Here is a 19682-nt window from a genome sequence, read left to right on the forward strand (position 1 = left end):
GGTGTTTTATTAATTTAAAACGCCTTTTTTTGGTACTCGTTTCAACAAAATAACAGCTATCACAAAAAATACTCCCAGAAATACAATGGCAAGTCTAGGACTGCCAGTAATCTGATCAATAATTCCGTACACTAACATTCCTATTACGATTCCAATTTTTTCTGCAACATCATAAAAACTAAAAAAAGAAGCTGTATCCTGCGTTTCTGGCAATAATTTAGAATAAGTTGAACGTGATAAAGCTTGAATCCCTCCCATTACAAGTCCTGCAATTCCTGCCATAGCATAAAAATGTATTGGTAAAGCGATAAAAAATGCAAGTGCACAAAAAACTGCCCAAATACAATTAATAAAAATCAAAGTTGGAATATTACCAAATTTTTCTGAGGCTCTGGAAGTTAGAACTGCACCAAGAACGGCAACTAATTGAATGATTAAAATACAAATAATTAAACCCGTTGTACTCTCTGCTTTAGAAGACCAAGCAATTTCTTGTGCACCAAAGTAAGTGGCGACAAGCATTACAGTTTGCACTGCCATACTAGAAACAAAAAAACCTCCTAAATATCGTTTCAATGCAATATTTTTTTTTAATAAAAACCATACTTTTTTTAACTCTTTAAAACCATTCAATACAACATGGTGCGTTACTTTACTGTTTGCGTTTTTATTTCCTTTTGGTAAAAAATAATACGTGTACTGACTGAATAAAACCCACCAAACACCTACCATTACAAAGGAATATCGCATGGCTTTCATAGCTGCTTCACCATCAGTCCCAGAAATCCCAAAAAGCTTTGGTTTCATAATCATCGCTAAATTGATAATTAATAAAATTACACTTCCTATATATCCTAAGGAATATCCTTTGGCACTAATTTTATCTTGTTGCTCTACAAAAGCAATATCTGGTAGATAAGAATTATAAAAAACTAAACTGCCCCAATATCCAATCAATCCTAGAAAATAAAATGCTAAACCAACGTATATATTGTCAAGATTGAACCAATACAATCCCATGCAGGACAAAGCTCCCAAATAACAAAAGAATTTCATAAATGATTTTTTATCTCCCACATAATCAGCAATACCAGACAATAATGGAGAAATAAAAGCCACCAATAAAAATGCAAAAGCGGTAACAAAACTAATTAAAGCTGAATTTTTGAGATGTAAGCCAAAAACATCAATGTAATGATCTCGTTCAGAAAACAAAGCTTCATAAAAAATTGGAAATACTGCAGATGCAATAGTAAGTGTATAAACGGAATTTGCCCAATCATAAAAAGCCCAAGCATTCAATAATTTTTTACTTCCTTTAGGTAAATCAGCCATGTTTATTTTATTTATGTTGCGAATTTATTTAATTTTTATTGATAAAATCCAAAAAACAGCTTTATTTCATATTAACAAATTGCGTCATAATTGCAATGTATTTAAAAGTCGCAAAATAGTATAACAAAAAAGGCTACTCTCACATGAGAATAGCCTTTCTAAATGTTCGAAAAAGAACATTATAATTTCAAATTGTTATTTGTAAATAACTCCAACTTTAGCAGCTAAAGCTTTAGCTTCTGGAATTAATGCTTTCAAATTTGCAATTCTTGTTGCATCAGAAGGGTGTGTACTCATAAATTCTGGCGGTGCTTGACCTGAAGATTGCGCAGACATTCTTTGCCAGAAGGTAATTGATTGTTCTGGATTATATCCTGCAATTGCCATTAGAGTAAGACCAATTTTATCCGCTTCCGTTTCATGACCTCTACTAAAAGGAAGTATACCTAAGCCTTGAGAACCAATGCCATATGCTTGACTCCATATTTGTTGTGTTTGTTCACTTTTACCTCCAGTGGCTACTGCTACTCCTACAGCACCTAATTGTTGCAATTGAGATGCACTCATACGTTGCGCACCGTGATTTGCTAAGGCGTGAGAAACTTCATGTCCCATTACAGTAGCTAAACCTGCATCATCTTTAGTAATTGGCAAAATTCCTGAATAAACAACAATTTTCCCTCCTGGCATACACCAAGCATTCACTTCTTTATTATCAATTAATTTATATTCCCAACGGTAGTCCGCTAAATATTGTGATTGCCCTAAATAAATTAAATATTTTTCTGCAGCAGCCTTAATTCGCATCCCAACTGCTTCCACTTTTCTAGCATCTGCAGTTCCGGTAATTACTTTATTTTCCTTTAAAAAAGTACCGTATTGTTGAAAAGATGTTGGAAACAGTTCACTGTTAGAAACAAAATTTAAACTTTTTTTCCCTGTTATTGGATTAGTAGCACAAGAATAAACCAATCCTGCCGCAAAAATCCCTATTAATAAATGCTTTTTCATAATTTTAAATATTAAATATTTAACAAAAATACACGTATTCTAAAGTTTAATATTTACATAATTAAATATAAAAGTTTCAACTTTATTGTTATTCTCCAATGATATGCAATGCTGTAAACTCCTTATCAACAATTAAATAGTTGTCATTTTCTAAAGTAATGCTGTCAAACGGGACTTCTACATTATCGATTTCGATTGTTTTTACCTTAAATGGTAATCCAATAAGATTTATTTTGTACTTAGAATAATTCGTATCGTATTTTCCTTCTTTATGCAATTGAATGATTAGTTCGTTTTCTCTACCGGTTGCTTGAAATGATAAAAAGCTATAACGTCCTTTTTTATAGTCATAACCATCTTGAGCATCCTCATACACTACTGATTTTTCTTTACCTTCTTTATAATAAATATCTAAAGTCAGTTCATCAAATTCCAACTCACCTACATATTGTTGCACTGGATATTTAGGAATAATTGCTCCCGCTTTTACAAAAATTGGAATCTGATCAAATTTAGTGTCCACCCAAATTTCTTTACCGCCTTTTACTTCTTCATTCGTCCAATAATTATACCATTGTCCACGAGGAATATACATTCGTCGTCCCAAAGAATTTGGTTCTAAAATAGGACAAACTAATATTTGATTTCCAAAAACAAATTCATCATTTCTGTAATGCGTTTGAATATCTTCTTGATCATAATAAACCAATGGTTTGAGCATAGGAATTCCTTCCTCAATATACTGCCAAAACATGGTATATAAGTAAGGTAATAATTGATATCTCAAATTGACAAATTTTCTAGTGATATCGATAACTTCTTCGTCAAAAGCCCATGGCTCCTGATCTCCGTGATCTCCGGATGAGTGTGTTCTGCAAAATGGATGAAAAACGCCCAATTGAATCCAGCGTGCATATAACTCGCCTGAAGGTTGCTCTGCAAATCCACCAATATCAGATCCTGTGAAACCCATTCCTGAAATAGACATGCGTTGAACCTGAATATTTGCTATCCACAAATGTTCCCAAGTGGCGACATTATCTCCAGTCCAAGATGATGTGTAGCGTTGCGCGCCTGCATACGCTGACCTCGTTATTACAAAAGGTCTTTTTGGATACGCAAAACGTTTCACACCGTGATACGTTGCTCTGGCCATTTGTGTTCCGTAAATATTGTGCGCTTTTCTATGACTGCAAGGATTTCCATCGTAATCGTGACGTACATCCATAGGAAACGTTTTATTAGGAACCTCCATAACAGCTGGTTCGTTCATATCGTTCCACACTCCTTTTACCCCAATATCTGATATTAATTCCTTGAATAATCCTGCCCACCACTCTCTTACAGCAGGATTTGTATAATCCGGGAAGTTACATTCTCCCGGCCAAACTTTCCCTTTCATGTAAGGACCATCAGCTCTTTTACAGAAATAATCTTTCTCTAAAGCTTCTTTATAAATTGAATATTCTTTATCAATCTTGATTCCCGGATCAATAATTACCACAGTTTTAAAACCGTCCTCGGCTAATTCAGCCACCATTCTTTTAGGATCGGGGAAATATTCTTTGTTCCAAGTGAAACATCGAAAACCTTCCATGTAATCAATATCCAAATACAAAGCATCACAAGGGATTTTCAATTCTCTGAATTTTGCAGCAACTTCTTTTAGATTACTTTCCGGATAATAGCTCCATTTACATTGGTGATATCCAAGTGCCCAAAGCGGCGGTAGCTCCGGTTTACCCGTCAAATGTGTATAGGTTGTAACGACATCCTGCATTTCAGGACCGTAAATGAAGTAATAATTCATTTCTCCTCCTTCAGCCCAAAAACTGGTTACATTTCTTCGTTCGTGACAAAAATCAAAATAGGTTCTAAAAGTATTATCAAAGAAAATACCGTAAGATTGTTTGTTTTGTAATCCAATATAAAACGGAACTACTTTGTACAAAGGTTCTTGGTCTTTTTGAAAAGCATATTGATCTGTGGCAAAATTTTCTAATCTCTTACCTTTAAGATTCATTTGGGTTGCTTTATCGCCAAGTCCGTAAAAACATTCTCCATCCTTAGAAGATTTACTCATTTTTACGATATTTCCACCGTATTCATAGCTTTCTTCCCAATGAAATCCCAACTCATCTTCTAAAATAATAGTGTCCTCTAAATCATAAATTGACAACCGCATGTCATTTTTTTGGATCCTGCACTTTACTTTACTGGTTTTTATCTGATAATAATCCTCAACTTCTGAAACTTCTAGGTGGTTATATCCATGGGAATGATTTTTATCTACAGCATAAGAAAAATCGTTACTGAAATATCCTTTTGTAGTAAATCTAAACCGAATTAAACTATCTCTCAATACGGTTACTTTTAATATGACACTATTATCAGTATGGAAACTTATGGAATCAACTTCATGCTCAAAAGAGACTATTTTGGTAGGGTATAAATCTCCTTTATATTCTAATTCTGTATTTGTAATCATATTTTATGGTATTTACTTTAATCTTTATCTAAAATTCAAACTTACAAAATTACTTTGTAAACCGTTAAATATGTGAGTTTTATTCACGATAACGTTGTAGTAATTTTACAATGAGATTTAGAGATTAAGAGTTATTGATTTACTTATTGTAAAATGGAAAAATTTTATATGTAACTTTTTAAACAGTATTGTTTAACAGTTAATAATAATCAATTCATTCAGGGCAATTGGTTGTAATGCTCATTTAGAAATACAAATTTTCCTTCTGACATTATATTTTTAACATTAAAATTTATAAGAATTCCTTTTGGTACTTTTGCGATTTTCATTTGGCTGATTAATTTTGCTTTAAAATATGGAATAACCTCCTGAACTGCTTTTAATTCTAGCATAACACAATCTTCTACAAATAGATCACATCTAAAATCTGTGGTTAAATTTAAATCTTTGTAGCTGAAATCAAATAAAGCTTCTGAAGTAAACTTAATATTTCTCAATTTTAATTCATGAGCCAAGCATTTATGGTAAATACTTTCTATCATACCTGGCCCTAAATTTTTATGAACTTCAATAATTGAAGAAAAAATTTCATAACTCAAATCATCTACAAATTGTTTTGTAACCATATGATTATTGTTTTTCTGTTCTCTTCAAAAGAATATTTGTTAAATTCAACTTTTTCAAACTAAGTTATAATCTTTTTTAAAACAAAGAGAATTAGAGATTAGGAGTAATGAGTCCGAATAATTAAATTCCTTACCAAATATCTCTAATTTTTTGTAGTCATAACTTCTCTTGACCTCTAAATCTCTTTGTAAAAATTATCCGATTTTAAAAACAGTAACACTTAAAGGTGGCAAAAGTAATTCTGTTGAATAATCTCTTCCATCATAAGGCATGGCTTCAATTGCAATTTTTTTTGCGTTTGAAACTCCGCTTCCTCCATAATTTGAAGCGTCACTATTAAAAATTTCTGTCAATTTTCCTTTTTTGGGTAAACCAATACGATAATTAGATCGTACTATTTGTGTAAAATTGCACACAATAATGACATCATTTTTTGGATCATTTCCTTTTCGGATAAAGGACATTACAGCGTTTTGATGATCTGAATAATTAATCCATTCAAAACCATCTGCACTGAATTGTTTTTCATGCAAGGCAGGCTGGGTTTTATATAATTTGTTCAAATCAGTAATTAATTTTTTGACTCCAGCATGAAACGGATATTGCAAAAGATGCCAATCTAAACTTCCTTCAAAATTCCACTCGCTACTTTGTCCAAATTCACTTCCCATAAACAACAATTTTGTTCCGGGATGCATAAACATATAGCCATAGAGTAATCGTAGATTCGCGAATTTTTGCCATTCATCTCCGGGCATTCTTCCCGCAATGGATTTTTTTCCGTAAACCACTTCATCGTGAGAAAGCGGTAACATAAAATTTTCAGAAAAAGTGTATGTCATCGAGAAAGTCAAATCATTTTGATGGTATTTTCTATATACGGTATCTTTCTGAAAATATTCTAACGTATCGTGCATCCAACCCATCATCCACTTCATTCCAAAACCCAAACCACCAATGGATGTAGGTCTGGAGACCATTGGGAAAGATGTACTTTCTTCGGCGATGGTTTGTACGCCTTCATAATTAGAATAAACAGCTTCATTAAATTCTTTCAGAAAACTTATCGTGTCCAAATTTTCTCTTCCACCGTAAATATTAGGTTCCCATTCACCATCATTTCTGGAATAATCCAAATACAACATCGAAGCAACAGCATCTACGCGTAATGCATCGGCGTGATAATGATGTAACCAAAACAAAGCATTACTTATTAAAAAGGAACGTACTTCATTTCGACCATAATTAAAAACTAAACTTTTCCAATCGGGATGATATCCTTTTCTGCGATCCGGATGTTCAAAAAGATTCGATCCGTCAAAAAATCCTAAACCATGAGCATCGTCAGGAAAATGAGAAGGAACCCAGTCGAGAATTACTCCAATTCCGGCTTCGTGTAATTTGTCTACTAAATGCATAAATTCTTGCGGATTCCCAAAACGGGAGGTTGGCGCAAAATATCCCACTAATTGATATCCCCAAGACGGATCGTAAGGATATTCCATAATAGGCATAAACTCAACATGCGTAAATCCGGTTTCTTTTATATAGTTTACTAAATCTTCTGCGAATTCCAGATACGTCAAAAAACGATTTTCATTTGTATGCCGTTTCCATGACCCTAAATGGACTTCATAAACGGAATAAGGTTTGTCTAAACCATTATGATTTTGACGTGTTTCCATCCACTTTTTGTCTTTCCACTTATAATCTAAATCCCAAACAACTGACGCCGTATGAGGAGGTTTTTCACAGTAAAAAGCAAAAGGATCTGCTTTCTCAGTTACAATTCCACCATTATTAGATTGTATTTTATATTTGTAGGTTGTACCTTTTTTGACATTTGGAATAAAACCTTCCCAAATTCCGGATGAATCCCAACGAACTTCTAACAAATGTTCGCCTTGTGTCCAAAAGTTGAAATCCCCAACCACTGATACCGAATGTGCCGTAGGAGCCCAAACTGCAAAATAAACGCCGTCTACTCCATCAACTGAAATAAGATGTGCCCCAAGTTTTTCGTACAGTCGGAAATGTTTCCCAGCTTTAAATAAATCGATATCGAAATCGGTAAAAAGAGAATGCGTAATAACTTTACTCATATAACAATTGTATAATTCTACTTTTTAGAAACAGAATAGAATATTATTTTTAAGAAAAAACAGTTTAAAAATTTATTTTATGATGTAATTATCCGGTATAGTTGCTCCTTTTTTAATGACAACAATTCCATCTTTTATGGCATACAACTCATTCGAGAAATCTTCTAAATGACTGCCTCCGTTAATGTAAACATCATTCCCAATTCGACAGTTTTTATCCACGAGAGCATTGCTTATAAAACATCTTTCTCCAATTCCCACTAGTTGTCTCCCGGTTTTAAGATCTTCATTCATGTCATCAATATTCTGATAGAAATCATTCCCCATGACATAACAATTCTGAATAATGGTTCCCTCGCCTATTCTGGATCGGATCCCAATAACGGAGCGATTTATTTCTTTTGCGTTCAAAATACAACCTTCTGAAATCAATGATTTATCAATCATTGTTTTTTGGAATTTAGATGGTGGAAGCAATCTAGGTCTGGTGAAAATTTTATTATCGTTGTCGAATAAATTAAATTTAGGTAAGTCATCAGTTAACCCAATATTAGCTTCAAAAAAGGAATCAATATTACCAATATCTGTCCAATATCCTTCATATTGATAACTTAAAATCTTTTTGTTTCCTACAGCCTGCGGAATAATTTCTTTACCAAAATCTTTGGTTTCTTTGTTAGACATGATATCCACTAACAATTTTCTATTGAAAATATAGATTCCCATTGAAGCCAAATAATGTTTGCCTTCGCTTTTCATTTGTTCACTTACATCTGATTCCCAGTCTGGCAATAATTCCTTCGCTGGTTTTTCAATGAAAGATTCAATACAACTTTCGGAGTTTGTTTTCAAAATTCCAAATTCAGGTGCATCTTTTGCATTTACGGGTAATGTCGCAATGGTAATATCAGCTTCTCTCTTGATATGTTCTTCTACCATATCGTTAAAATCCATTTGGTACAACTGATCTCCTGAAAGTATCAAAGCATAATCAAAATCATGATTCAAGAAATGAGGCATACATTGTCTTACCGCATCAGCAGTTCCTTGAAACCAAGTTGGGTTATCAGGAGTTTGTTCAGCAGCAAGAATATCAACAAAAGCATGGCTAAAAATACTAAAGTTATAGGTGTTTTTTATATGCGCATTTAGGGAAGCCGAATTAAATTGTGTCAATACAAACATTCTGTAAATATCTGAATTCATACAATTTGATATCGGAATGTCCACCAATCTGTATTTTCCTCCTATTGGTACAGCCGGTTTTGATCTTGATTCTGTCAAAGGATATAATCTGGAACCTTGTCCTCCACCTAAAATAATTGCAATTACATTTTTCTTTTTGGCTTTCATTTCTTGTTAATTATTAGTTTGTACATTTCTATATATTCTTGACAAACACGCTCCCAAGAATGGTCCGTGTTCATTCCTATTTTTCTAATTTTATTCAGATGTTTTTTATCATCGTATAAATCGACTGCTCTCTGAATCGAATAACAAATATCACCAACTGTGGCTTGATCATGACAAATACCATTTCCATCATCGCCAAAATCAATTACCGTATCTCGTAATCCGCCCGTTCTACGGACAATGGGAATGGTCCCGTAACGAAAGGAATACATTTGGTTCAAACCACAAGGTTCCACTCTGGAAGGCATTAGTAAAAAATCAGAACCAGCATAAATTAAGTGCGCTAGTTCTTCATTATAACCTATAAATGTGTTGTAATTCCCTTTGTAATCTTGTAACAAACTATTCAATTGATTTTCTATGGCAGTATTTCCTGAGCCTAAAATCAAAATATTTATTTGCTGATAATTCTCTGATAAGGCTAGAGCTGCTGCGTGTGGCAATAAATCTCCTCCTTTTTCTTCTAATAATCTTCCAATGAAACTAAAAAGTGGTTTTGTTGGATCTAAATTAAAAAGGTTGCACAATTTATCTTTATTTTCTTGTTTTCCTTTTTCAAAATTTGTAATCGAATAATTTTTTTCTAACATCATATCCTTGGCCGGATCCCAAACCTCAATATCGATTCCGTTTAGAATTCCTTTGGATTTATAGCGTACCAAATTAAATAAGGATTCCAATCCATTTGAAGAATAATTAATTTCGTTTAGATAACTTGGCGAAACAGTAGTTACAGCCCAAGCGCATTTTACGGCTACTGCCAATGAATTAATACAATTATCCCATTCTAAAACTTTTACGTGCGCTAAATCAAATTCGGGCAAATAATACAATTTATCAAATCCAAACTGACCTTGGTACAAACCATTATGAATTGTAATCATAGACGGTGTATTGCGCAGTTTTTCATATTTATGGCAGTACAACATCATAAATGGAATCAAACCTGTGTGATGATCGTGACAATTGATAACATCTGGAATGTCTTTTCTACCAATTATCCAATCCAAAGCGGCAATTTGGAAAGACAAAAATCGTTCAATATCATCTTTATATCCATAAACATCTTTTCTATCAAACAATTCTGGAATTTCGACCAAATACAATTCAAATCCAAGGTGGTCCGTTTTTTCTTTTAAAATATTGAAAGGAAAATTAAAATTACCCAATTTTACATGACCCCAATGAACACATTCAAAATCATTGTCTTTTTTGAATTTGGTGTCATAACACGGCATTACGACTCTTACAAGGTGTCCTGCATTATTTTGATATTTTGGTAACGCGCCAACTACATCTGCTAAACCTCCTACTTTTGCAACGGGATAACACTCTGCACTGATATGAAATATTTCCATGTATGAAATTTTGATGTTTTTGAGTATTGTAATACTACTCGATTAATTTTTAATATTTCCGTCTTTTATGTTAATACCCATAAAAACTTTATAAAAAATACTACTTTTATGTTTTTCTAAATTTACTAAAAAAATTATAATATAATAACCCGCTTGAAAATTTATTGAAATGACAAAAAAATCTGCTAATCATACCCAATCATTGAAAATTCCTAAGATTATTTTATTAACCAGTAAATTAATCTCTTTTATTTCGCCAAAATTAATTACATTATTTGCTGCTAAACTGTTTACGACACCTATAAAACATAAAATTCCAAAACGAGAATTAGAAATGGATAGAAACAGTCTCCAAAAATTAGTTTTGATTCCTGCAATTGGCAAAGAAGTTGTTGTATACGAATATGGCAAAAGCGAGAAGAAAGTTTTATTAGTACACGGATGGTCAGGTCGCGGAACACAATTATTCAAAATAGCCGATGAATTGCTTAAAGCAGGTTATTCAACCGTTAGTTTTGATGCTCCAGCCCACGGGAAATCACCGGGAAAAGATACTATCATGGTCGATTTTATCGCTACAATTTTAGAAATAGAGAAACAATTTGGTCCCTTCGAAGCTGCAATTGGTCATTCATTAGGTGGAATGTCAGTTTTAAATGCAATAAAAAAAGGTTTAAAAGTGAATCATGCCGTAGTTATCGGCAGTGGTGATATCGTTGAAGATATCATAGATGATTTTGTAACAAAATTAGGTCTCAAACCAACTGTGAGCACTCTTTTGCGTTTGCATTTCGAAAAAAAATATGGAGAGAAAATGAACAGTTATTCTGCTTTTTTAGCGGCAAAAGAAACAGCGATTCCAATTTTAGTAATTCATGATAATAATGACCCTGAAGTTCCTGTAAAAGCGGGAATTCATATTCATAAGTATCTAAAAAATGGGGAGCTACTATTAACCGATGGTTTAGGGCATCGCAAAATTCTTGGCAATTCTAAAGTAATTGAAAAAACGGTTCAATTCATTCAAAATAAATAGAACTTAACATTTTATAATTAGTTAAAAAAATAGATCATGAAATATCCTTTAGAAAAAACAGAACAAGAATGGAAAGAACAATTGGGAGAAGAACGTTACCGAATTCTTAGACAAAAGGGTACAGAATATCCTCATACGGGAACTTATAATTTGCATTACGAAAAAGGAACTTATTGTTGTGGTGCGTGCGGAGAACCTTTATTTGAAAGTAATTCAAAATTTGATGCACATTGCGGTTGGCCTTCATTTGATGAATCCATTCCTGGAAAAGTAAAATACATTTCAGATGTTTCTCATGGGATGAAACGTACTGAAATTTTGTGCGCTAATTGCGGCAGCCATTTAGGACATGTATTTGATGACGGACCTACTAAAACCGGACAACGCTATTGCGTAAACTCTTTATCCGTAGATTTTAAAGAATAATATGATGGATTTATTTGGGAATTCTACTGATTGGGCTGAAAAACTAAAACCTATTGTAAAGAAATATAAAGGACGAAAACATCCGCTGGACTACCATAATTTATACCAACTTATGGTAATGGTGGTACTTTCTGCTCAGGATTCTGATGCTAATATCAATAAAATTACTCCTGCTTTATTTGATGCATATCCAAATATGGAAAGTTTAGCCGTTGCTAATGAGGAAGCATTATTTCCGTATATTTCTAAAGTGAGGAATTTTGGAACCAAAGCAAAATGGCTTTTGGAAATAGCGAAAACCATCCAAAATGATGTAAATATTCCACTCACAATCGAAGGTTTAGTTGCATTAAAAGGAATTGGAAGAAAATCAGCCAACGTAATTATGCGAGAAGCACAAATTCCAGCAGAAGGAATTATAGCCGATTTACATGTTATCAGAGTTGCACCCAGAATTGGATTAATCTCAGAAACCAAAGACGGAATTAAAGCCGAAAAACAGTTGATGCAATTGCTCCCAAAAGAAATTTGGAGCGAAATTGGGATGGCTATTTCATTTTTGGGAAGAGAAATTTGCCGCCCACAACCTAAATGTCCTGAATGTCCTATTAACTCGATTTGTGAGTATTATAAAAAAATAAAAGGGTAAAAAGTGAATCACTTATTACCCTTTTAAAATGTTTTATTATAAAAAAGAAGGCTTAAAGTTAGGTTTTAAACGCTTTTTAGAAGCTTGTTCATAAGCAAATCCTAATCCTATTAATTCCCCTTCTGTATATGGGGTTCCAAAAAATGACAACCCAACAGGCAAATCATAAGCCATTCCGCAAGGAACTGTAATATGCGGATAACCACTTGCCGCAGCTGGCGAAGTCAATGAGTAACTGCCCCAACGATCGCCGTAAATCATATCAATACTACAAGAAGGCCCCATAGTTATTCCGCAAATAGCATCTAATTTATTTGTTTTAAAAACAGCATTTAAAATAGCTTTACTTCCTTCAAAACTCGCAGTCAATGCTTCTGTATATTTTTTATCATTAAGTCCTTTTTTTGCATTAGAACTCTCCAATGTTTCTTGTTTAAAATATGGCATTGCTTTATCTTCATTAGTAATATTAAAATCAATAACTTCTTTTAAATTTTTCACTTTTGCATTGGCTGTAGCCAAGTAGCTATTCAAACCATCTTTAAATTCATATTGCAAAACTTCAAATTCAGCCTGACCTGCAGCATTAATTTTATCTAAATAATCGATTTCAACAATTGTTGCACCTTGCTTTTTAAGAAGCTTTATGGCATCAGTTAAAAGTGCGTTAATATATTTATTATTTCCTTGTGGTTTTTTCTCAATACCAATGCGTTTGCCTTTCAAAGCATTTGCATCTAAAAACCTTGTGTAATCCGTCTGTGATTTTCCTTTACTTTCGAGAGTTACTGAATCATCTTCGTCAATCGCCGTTATTGCTGCTAGTAAAATAGCTGCATCAGTTACCGTTCTCGCCATTGGACCTGCCGTATCTTGCGTTTTTGATATTGGAATAATTCCAGAGCGACTAACCAAACCTACTGTTGGTTTAATACCCACAATTCCGTTTACCGATGCTGGACACACAATAGAACCGTCGGTTTCGGTTCCAACAGCAGCTACACAAAGATTCGCTGAAACTGCAGTTCCTGATCCAGCACTAGAACCACAAGGATTGTGATCTAAAATATAAGGATTTTTAGTTTGGCCACCTCTGCTGCTCCATCCGGAACATGACTGTGTAGAACGAAAATTAGCCCATTCGCTCAAATTTGTTTTCCCAATGATTATAGCTCCAGCTTCTCTGAGCTTTTTTACCACAAAGGCATCTTTTGACGCAATATTCCCTTCCATTGCAAGAGAACCAGCTGTTGTTTGCATTTTATCGGCTGTGTCTATATTGTCTTTTATTAAAACAGGAATTCCATGTAAAGGTCCTCTACTCTTGCCTGCCTTCAACTCATTATCCATTGCCACTGCAATAGCAACTGCATCAGGATTGATTTCGATTACCGAATTCAATTGTGGTCTAGAAGCATCAATAGCTTCGATGCGTTTCAAGTACAACTGAACTAATTGTTCCGAAGTATATTTTCCAGAAGTTAATTTCTCTCTTAAACTCCCGATTGTTTCTTCATCCAGTTCAAAGGCTTCATTAGTCTCTTCGACTGATACTGTTTCTTCATCCTTTTTCTTTGTATTTGAAGTACAACCTGTAATCAAAAGTGTGGTTAAACCTGCTGAGGCAAGTGTTGCAGTGGTTAAAAAAGATCTTCTTTTCATAGGTTAAATCATTTATTTGGCTAAAAATTCGCATAATAATGTCCTAAATTAGTTTTTTTTCGCTAAATACAACACGCTGTTAATTGGAACAAATGTTAAAGTTTAGTTTGTGCGCTGAGTGGTAATAAAAATTAAAATTCCTAAACATAGAAAAACGAAACTAAAATGGAAATCAAAATTAGATACGTAGAAACATATACAAACTTTCGTTGGGGATGTTCGTAGTGAACAGTGTCATTTTTTAGAAGATCTCTAACAAACAACATCGTTTTGTTTTCAAACATTTTTGCAAATAAAGTACGTAAGATATTTGGAAAAATATAAAAGAAACCTTTTTTCATTGATGAAATTTCATCTTTATTTTCATCTTGAAGAGTAGCAAAACTATCTCTATAAATGCTATAATCTATACTCAAATAGCCTCTATCTTCATCTTCTTCCTCTTCGATATTTTTTAAAACAAAAAACCAAGAACAAATCAAAAAACTGAGCAATATAAAATAAATTGGAAAATCTATATCAGCTCCATTCGCTAAGGTAAAATTGTATATTACAAATCCAATATTAGAAAGTAATAGCGATTTGTAGGGTGAATTAGATTTTGTTTCAACAAAAAAACTTGCCACAACCAGTCCAAAAGTGATATAAGAAACAAGAGTGAAATTTTGCAGATGCAAAAAAATAGAATCCATAATTACAATTGTTATATTTCAATTTACAATGGAGTAATTTTTTAAAAGAGAGGCAAATGCCTGCCCTCATTATTCCCATTAGGATGTTGCGGACACGGAAAGCTTGTCAAACTAAAAATCGAAGAAGATGTTCCACCACAGTATTTACAAGAGTACTGCGCCTTTTCAGAACCTTGATAAACTACATGTTTACCATTACCGCTTCCAAGTGGATGTCGATAACAGGACTTTTCTGTAAGACTTAAAATACTATTACTTTTGGAACCACAATTTTCACAATAATACTTTTGCATGCTATTTAGACTTTAATTTATCTACTTTGAAACAAAAATATAGGATTAATATAAGTACAATAAAGACGTCTTATTAAAGGTGCTTTTAAGGCTATGAAAGCGCTCAATTGGTTTGTAAACGCAAAAGACTCCTATCCAAAATTGGATAAGAGTCTTAGTGGGTATTCATTTATAAGTATTATACCGTCAGTCTTATGGTAACGGTCGTTCCATTATTTTCTGTAAATTGAATATCTATCGGATTTACATTAGAATTTTGCAACAGTGAAAGTCTTTCTTTTGTTAACTGAATGCCTTTCGACTGATGTATTTTACTTTTTTCTAAAGCTTTTAAGCTCATTCCGTTATCGATAATTTTACATTCCATAACGTTTTTAGAAAACATTTCAAAAGAGATTGTCAGTTTTGGAGCAGGATGTAAAGCGTTAAAGGCGTGAACAAAAACATTTTCAACAAAAGGCTGCAGCAACATGGTTGGTATTTTTGAATGATAAACATCCACATTATTATCGATATTGAATTCCGTTACAATTCGGTTATCAAAACGCATGTTTTCAATACTGATATAAGACTTCAAATACTCCACTTCTTCTTCAATAGTTATCGTTTGTTTAGAAGAATTTTCCAATGTTTTCCGAATTAACTGTGAAAACTCTCCTATATATTTTAACGAGTTATCAATGTCATTACTGATAATATAATCCTGAATAGCATTCATCGCATTAAAGGTAAAATGAGGATTCATCTGACTTAACAACGCTTCCAGTTTAGTTTCTGCAATACGTTTTTGTATCACAGCCTTTTCTCTGGATTTCTTTTTAGATTTAAAAATCAAATACACTAAAACATTAAACACAACTAGAATAATTAAAGCAATAAACCACCAGGTCATCCAAAATGGAGATTTAATTTGAATTTTTAATAATTTAAAAATAGTGGCTTTTCCTGCATTGGAATCAAAAACTTCTACTTCTAAATTGTAGGTGCCATAAGGTAAGTAAGGTAAAAATAAGTTTGTTTTTTCACTATATGGACTCCATCGATTAGTACTTTTTAGACGATATCGAAATTTTAATTTATTAGAAAAAGCATGTCCTTTTGGGATAAAATCAATAGAAAAAGAATTGTCTTTATAGTCACAAATTAATTCTTTGGAATTAAAACGAAACCATTTATAATTACTTGAACTGATGGGTATATTATTGACTGCAATGGATGAAACTGCAATCTCCGACACGGTCATTTGCGGCGCTGTTAATCGATTTAAATTAATGGTATAATATCCTTTTTTGGTCCCTAACCACAGTTGATTGTCAAAAATTCTTGAAGTGGTAACCGTTGCATCTTTTAGCCCTTGTTCCTTGTCTATCAATCGGACGACTCCATCTTTATAGAGGTTAATTCCTTTTTCGGTTCCGATGAGAATAAAATTTTTGTACGATTCTAAAAACAAAATCGTGTTACCTACAATCTCTTTTTTAGAAATAGTTTTTAAAATTTTAAAAGCTTTTGAATCATCAACAATAAAAACATTTCCAAATTCTGCAGCCAAAATAAGTTGTCCTTTATTGTTAATTGCAATATGTTTAAACTTTTTCTCTTTCCAAATCCCTTCGGCCAAATAAGAATGAAACTGATTATTTTTATAGACATACAATCCATTAAAAACAGAAAGTAAATACGTTTTATCTTTGTTAGTAAGAATCTTAACAATATACTGAGGAGTGTTTTTTTTAAACTTTGAAAAATGTTTATTTACCAGACTATGAACATTGTCATATAGTCTAGTACCTGCATAAGTTATTGTTTCTATGAATTTACCGTTGTATGTAAAACCAATTTTCAAACTGTGTTTAGGCAAGTAATTTATAATATTTCCTAAACTATTGATTTCAAATATTCCTATATTACTTCCTATCCAAAAAGAATTATTTTTTTTTACAATTTCATAAAATTCAATACCGCTGGCCGGGATAGTAAAATCTAATTCAAAATCTCTCGATTCAATTCCTTGTTTAGTTCCAACTTTGTTCGCTTTATTTAAAAAATTTACTTCGAAATTCTTAAAATCCACAAGTGAAATTATTTTTGAAATTTTCTTATTTGAATCTAAAATAGTCAAACCTTTATTGTGCAAAATTAATTTCTGTTTCTCTAAATTTTCAAAATCTATAACTGCTTTAGAATCAAATAAATTGTAATCAATTATTTTGTCTAAGCGAACTTCATAAATTCCTTTATCATTAGAACCTACATATAATATATCCTTGGATTTATCATACACTACATTTAGCAAAACTTTAGAATCTATTCCATAAAATTCCGAAACATCAAGCATTTTGTCATTCTCAACTTTATAAAGTCCGCCATCTGGCTTGTAAACTCCCCAAGCAGCTGCAAAAATTGAGTTTCTCTTATCTTTTGCATATTGCCAAACCATCGATTTACCAAATTTAACTGAGGATGACTTGCCTTTTAAAATATCATTAATAAAAAATTTATCTATAAACCCTTCATTACTGCTATAAAGCGTTGATCCATAAAGTGTTAATTCATAAGTGTTTTTATGCAAAAAAATAGGGATATTTTTTGGAGATGAGCCTGATTCGTCAATTTTAAACAAACCGTCAAAAATAGTGGCAAAGTAAACTTCGTCTTTATATTCGAAAAAAGAAATACTAATAAAATCCTCTTTGTGAGGTGGAACTTTTGGAGTGACTACTTTATTAGTATTAATATCAATAATCGAAACTCCTTGTTCTGTACCTACGTACATTTTATTTTTAAAAGGAAATACTTTTCGGGTTTTATCCGCTAATAAACCATTTTTTGTTGTGAAAACAGTAAACTTTTTACCATCATATTTACTGATTCCTCCACCATAACTGGCAAACCACATGCTTCCATTTCTATCTTGATTAATATCCCAACAGCTGTTGTGTCCCAAACCATCAGTTTCATCTAGATTAGAAAATGAACCATTCTCCATCCTGGAAACACCATTTTCAGTTCCAATCCACAAAATATTTTTTGAATCCAAAAACAAAGAACGAACAGCATTATTAGGTAATCCATCTGTAGTAGAATAATTCTTGGAAGGAAAATATTGTCCCAAAATAAGATTTGGGAAAAACAGAAGGCTGAAAAAAAGGATTAACTTATTTAGAAATCGCATCAATCAATTCTTTTTTAGTAAATGATTTATCTGAAACGGGAATTTTATCACCAGTGATCATTTCCAAGATAAACTCATCAGACTTGAAACTAACTACAAAATTGATATTAATTAGAAAACTTCTGTGAACTCTCAAAAAATTTGATAAATGAAGTAATTCGCAAGTTTCTTTAAAAGATTTGGAAGTAAAATATTTTTTATCCAAAGTATGAACTGATGTGTAAGCACCATCTGATTTACAAAAAACAATTGTATTGACTTGAACTACTTCAAAACCAGTTTTTGAAGGAAAAACTATTCTCTCTTTTCCCGTATTTTGATTGTTTATATTTTCCGCTAATAATTTATAACGATCAAAATCAGTTTTATGAGATTTCGCTTTTACAACACGAGCAATAGCCAATTGAAAATCGGAAATGTTTATCGGTTTAATGAGATAATCTAAAGCACTATTTTTAATCGCATTTACAGCATATTCTTTATGCGCTGTTGTAAAAATAATTTCAAATGTAATCGTTTCAAAATACTTAAAAAGTTCAAACCCATTTTCTTCCGGCATTTGAATATCTAAGAAAACTATATCTGGATTATATTTTTTAATGGAAGTAACTGCTTTTTTAACAGAGTCACATTCATCAACAATTTCTATTAGATCATTGTATAAATGCAGACATAATTTCTTTAAAAAACTACGTGCATGAGATTCATCGTCAACTATAATTACTTTTAGTTTCATTAAATGGGAAATTTAAGCTAAAATACTACATATTCAACAGCAAATCTATCATTATTAATTTTAAAAAATACAATTAATGAAAAAAGGATGAAAACTACGTTTTCATTATACAAAAAAATCCTCATCAAATAAATGATGAGGATTTAATAGAATCTGAAACTAGTTCAAATTAAAGAAAGGCGACCAGCCGAGGCGTTTTCCGAACACTTCGGAAAGTTATAAAACAAAAAATCCTCATCAAATGAATGATGAGGATTTAATAGAATCTGAAACTAGTTCAAATTAAAGAAAGGCGACGACATACTCTCCCACATAACTGCAGTACCATCTGCGCAGGCGGGCTTAACTACTCTGTTCGGGATGGGAAGAGGTGAGCCCCGCCGCAATAACCACCTTAAGAGGTTATAATTGCTTTGGGCAATTATTTTGCAATTAAAAATTTTCAATTAAAAATTAAAAATTGCAATAATATCTTAACATACTGAGATAAAGAAAATAAAAAGTTTTGAGAAAGTTTCTTCTCCCGTCCCGAAAGACGGGAGAAAAGCGTACATAAGCTTACGGGTTATTAGTACTACTCGACTATGACATTACTGCCTTTACATCTATAGCCTATCAACGTGGTCATCTCCCACGACCCTTAAAAGAAATCTCATCTTGTGGTGGGTTTCGCGCTTAT

At 32.5% G+C, this 19682-nt stretch carries 14 protein-coding genes and 2 rRNA genes; 3 read left to right on the top strand and 13 right to left on the bottom strand.

The features are described 5' to 3' along the window. Nucleotides 1-9: 9 nt before the first annotated feature. From DR980_RS03830 to DR980_RS03860, 7 genes are all read right to left on the bottom strand, one after another. On the bottom strand, nt 10-1335 hold the full coding sequence (locus DR980_RS03830) for an MFS transporter (protein WP_113633926.1): 1326 nt from the start codon (nt 1333-1335) through the stop codon (nt 10-12). 195 nt (nt 1336-1530) lie between these two features. After that, nucleotides 1531-2346, bottom strand: a complete 816-nt coding sequence (locus DR980_RS03835) for a M48 family metallopeptidase (RefSeq protein ID WP_113633927.1) — start codon at nt 2344-2346, stop codon at nt 1531-1533. A gap of 88 nt (nt 2347-2434) precedes the next feature. Beyond that, entirely contained in the window at nt 2435-4834 is a 2400-nt protein-coding gene (locus DR980_RS03840; RefSeq protein ID WP_113633928.1) for a glycoside hydrolase family 31 protein, read from the bottom strand. A gap of 218 nt (nt 4835-5052) precedes the next feature. Then, on the bottom strand, nt 5053-5460 hold the full coding sequence (locus DR980_RS03845; RefSeq protein WP_113633929.1) for a GxxExxY protein: 408 nt from the start codon (nt 5458-5460) through the stop codon (nt 5053-5055). A gap of 195 nt (nt 5461-5655) precedes the next feature. Continuing rightward, on the bottom strand, nt 5656-7563 hold the full coding sequence (gene glgB / locus DR980_RS03850; RefSeq protein WP_113633930.1) for a 1,4-alpha-glucan branching protein GlgB: 1908 nt from the start codon (nt 7561-7563) through the stop codon (nt 5656-5658). Nucleotides 7564-7635: 72 nt separating this feature from the next. Beyond that, nucleotides 7636-8916 carry a glucose-1-phosphate adenylyltransferase gene (locus DR980_RS03855; protein ID WP_113633931.1) on the bottom strand — a complete coding sequence of 427 codons (1281 nt, stop codon included), beginning with the start codon at nt 8914-8916 and terminating at the stop codon, nt 7636-7638. Continuing rightward, the gene (locus DR980_RS03860; RefSeq protein ID WP_113633932.1) at nt 8913-10334 is read right to left on the bottom strand and encodes a glycogen synthase; all 1422 of its coding nucleotides are present in this window, start codon (nt 10332-10334) and stop codon (nt 8913-8915) included. The genes DR980_RS03855 and DR980_RS03860 overlap by 4 nt, the downstream gene beginning before the upstream one ends. A gap of 169 nt (nt 10335-10503) precedes the next feature. On the opposite strand from DR980_RS03860, the gene DR980_RS03865 reads away from it, so the two are divergent. Genes DR980_RS03865 through DR980_RS03875 form a run of 3 tightly spaced genes read left to right on the top strand, consistent with a single transcriptional unit; the run spans nt 10504 to nt 12445 of the window. Then, nucleotides 10504-11370 (top strand): alpha/beta fold hydrolase, encoded by an 867-nt coding sequence (locus DR980_RS03865; protein WP_113633933.1) that lies wholly within the window; start codon nt 10504-10506, stop codon nt 11368-11370. Nucleotides 11371-11406: 36 nt separating this feature from the next. After that, on the top strand, nt 11407-11796 hold the full coding sequence (gene msrB / locus DR980_RS03870) for a peptide-methionine (R)-S-oxide reductase MsrB (RefSeq protein WP_113633934.1): 390 nt from the start codon (nt 11407-11409) through the stop codon (nt 11794-11796). A gap of 1 nt (nt 11797) precedes the next feature. Beyond that, nucleotides 11798-12445: an endonuclease III domain-containing protein gene (locus tag DR980_RS03875; RefSeq protein ID WP_244199249.1), complete on the top strand. Its 648-nt coding sequence runs from the start codon at nt 11798-11800 to the stop codon at nt 12443-12445. 36 nt (nt 12446-12481) lie between these two features. Here DR980_RS03875 and DR980_RS03880 read toward each other — a convergent pair whose 3' ends face one another. The 6 genes from DR980_RS03880 to DR980_RS03910 all read right to left on the bottom strand — a co-directional run. Beyond that, nucleotides 12482-14107, bottom strand: a complete 1626-nt coding sequence (locus DR980_RS03880) for an amidase (protein WP_113633935.1) — start codon at nt 14105-14107, stop codon at nt 12482-12484. 140 nt (nt 14108-14247) lie between these two features. Next, nucleotides 14248-14799: a hypothetical protein gene (locus DR980_RS03885; protein WP_113633936.1), complete on the bottom strand. Its 552-nt coding sequence runs from the start codon at nt 14797-14799 to the stop codon at nt 14248-14250. Between the two features lie 471 nt (nt 14800-15270). After that, nucleotides 15271-18207, bottom strand: a complete 2937-nt coding sequence (locus DR980_RS03895; RefSeq protein ID WP_244199250.1) for a sensor histidine kinase — start codon at nt 18205-18207, stop codon at nt 15271-15273. 43 nt (nt 18208-18250) lie between these two features. Beyond that, nucleotides 18251-19003: a LytR/AlgR family response regulator transcription factor gene (locus tag DR980_RS03900; protein ID WP_113633939.1), complete on the bottom strand. Its 753-nt coding sequence runs from the start codon at nt 19001-19003 to the stop codon at nt 18251-18253. A 287-nt stretch (nt 19004-19290) separates the two neighbouring features. Continuing rightward, nucleotides 19291-19400: ribosomal RNA gene (rrf, locus tag DR980_RS03905) — 5S ribosomal RNA — on the bottom strand. Nucleotides 19401-19551: 151 nt separating this feature from the next. Further along, nucleotides 19552-19682, bottom strand: a 23S ribosomal RNA gene (locus DR980_RS03910); the annotation flags it as partial.

The organism is Flavobacterium psychrolimnae, from assembly GCF_003312425.1.
Lineage (GTDB): Bacteria > Bacteroidota > Bacteroidia > Flavobacteriales > Flavobacteriaceae > Flavobacterium > Flavobacterium psychrolimnae.

Excerpts from the sequence above, each read along its gene's own strand:
- DR980_RS03830 (WP_113633926.1), bottom strand. The coding sequence starts at position 1,335 with ATGGCTGATTTACCTAAAGGAAGTAAAAAATTATTGAATGCTTGGGCT.
- DR980_RS03835 (WP_113633927.1), bottom strand. The coding sequence starts at position 2,346 with ATGAAAAAGCATTTATTAATAGGGATTTTTGCGGCAGGATTGGTTTAT.
- DR980_RS03840 (WP_113633928.1), bottom strand. The coding sequence starts at position 4,834 with ATGATTACAAATACAGAATTAGAATATAAAGGAGATTTATACCCTACC.
- DR980_RS03845 (WP_113633929.1), bottom strand. The coding sequence starts at position 5,460 with ATGGTTACAAAACAATTTGTAGATGATTTGAGTTATGAAATTTTTTCT.
- glgB (WP_113633930.1), bottom strand. The coding sequence starts at position 7,563 with ATGAGTAAAGTTATTACGCATTCTCTTTTTACCGATTTCGATATCGAT.
- DR980_RS03855 (WP_113633931.1), bottom strand. The coding sequence starts at position 8,916 with ATGAAAGCCAAAAAGAAAAATGTAATTGCAATTATTTTAGGTGGAGGA.
- DR980_RS03860 (WP_113633932.1), bottom strand. The coding sequence starts at position 10,334 with ATGGAAATATTTCATATCAGTGCAGAGTGTTATCCCGTTGCAAAAGTA.
- DR980_RS03865 (WP_113633933.1), top strand. The coding sequence starts at position 10,504 with ATGACAAAAAAATCTGCTAATCATACCCAATCATTGAAAATTCCTAAG.
- msrB (WP_113633934.1), top strand. The coding sequence starts at position 11,407 with ATGAAATATCCTTTAGAAAAAACAGAACAAGAATGGAAAGAACAATTG.
- DR980_RS03875 (WP_244199249.1), top strand. The coding sequence starts at position 11,798 with ATGATGGATTTATTTGGGAATTCTACTGATTGGGCTGAAAAACTAAAA.
- DR980_RS03880 (WP_113633935.1), bottom strand. The coding sequence starts at position 14,107 with ATGAAAAGAAGATCTTTTTTAACCACTGCAACACTTGCCTCAGCAGGT.
- DR980_RS03885 (WP_113633936.1), bottom strand. The coding sequence starts at position 14,799 with ATGGATTCTATTTTTTTGCATCTGCAAAATTTCACTCTTGTTTCTTAT.
- DR980_RS03900 (WP_113633939.1), bottom strand. The coding sequence starts at position 19,003 with ATGAAACTAAAAGTAATTATAGTTGACGATGAATCTCATGCACGTAGT.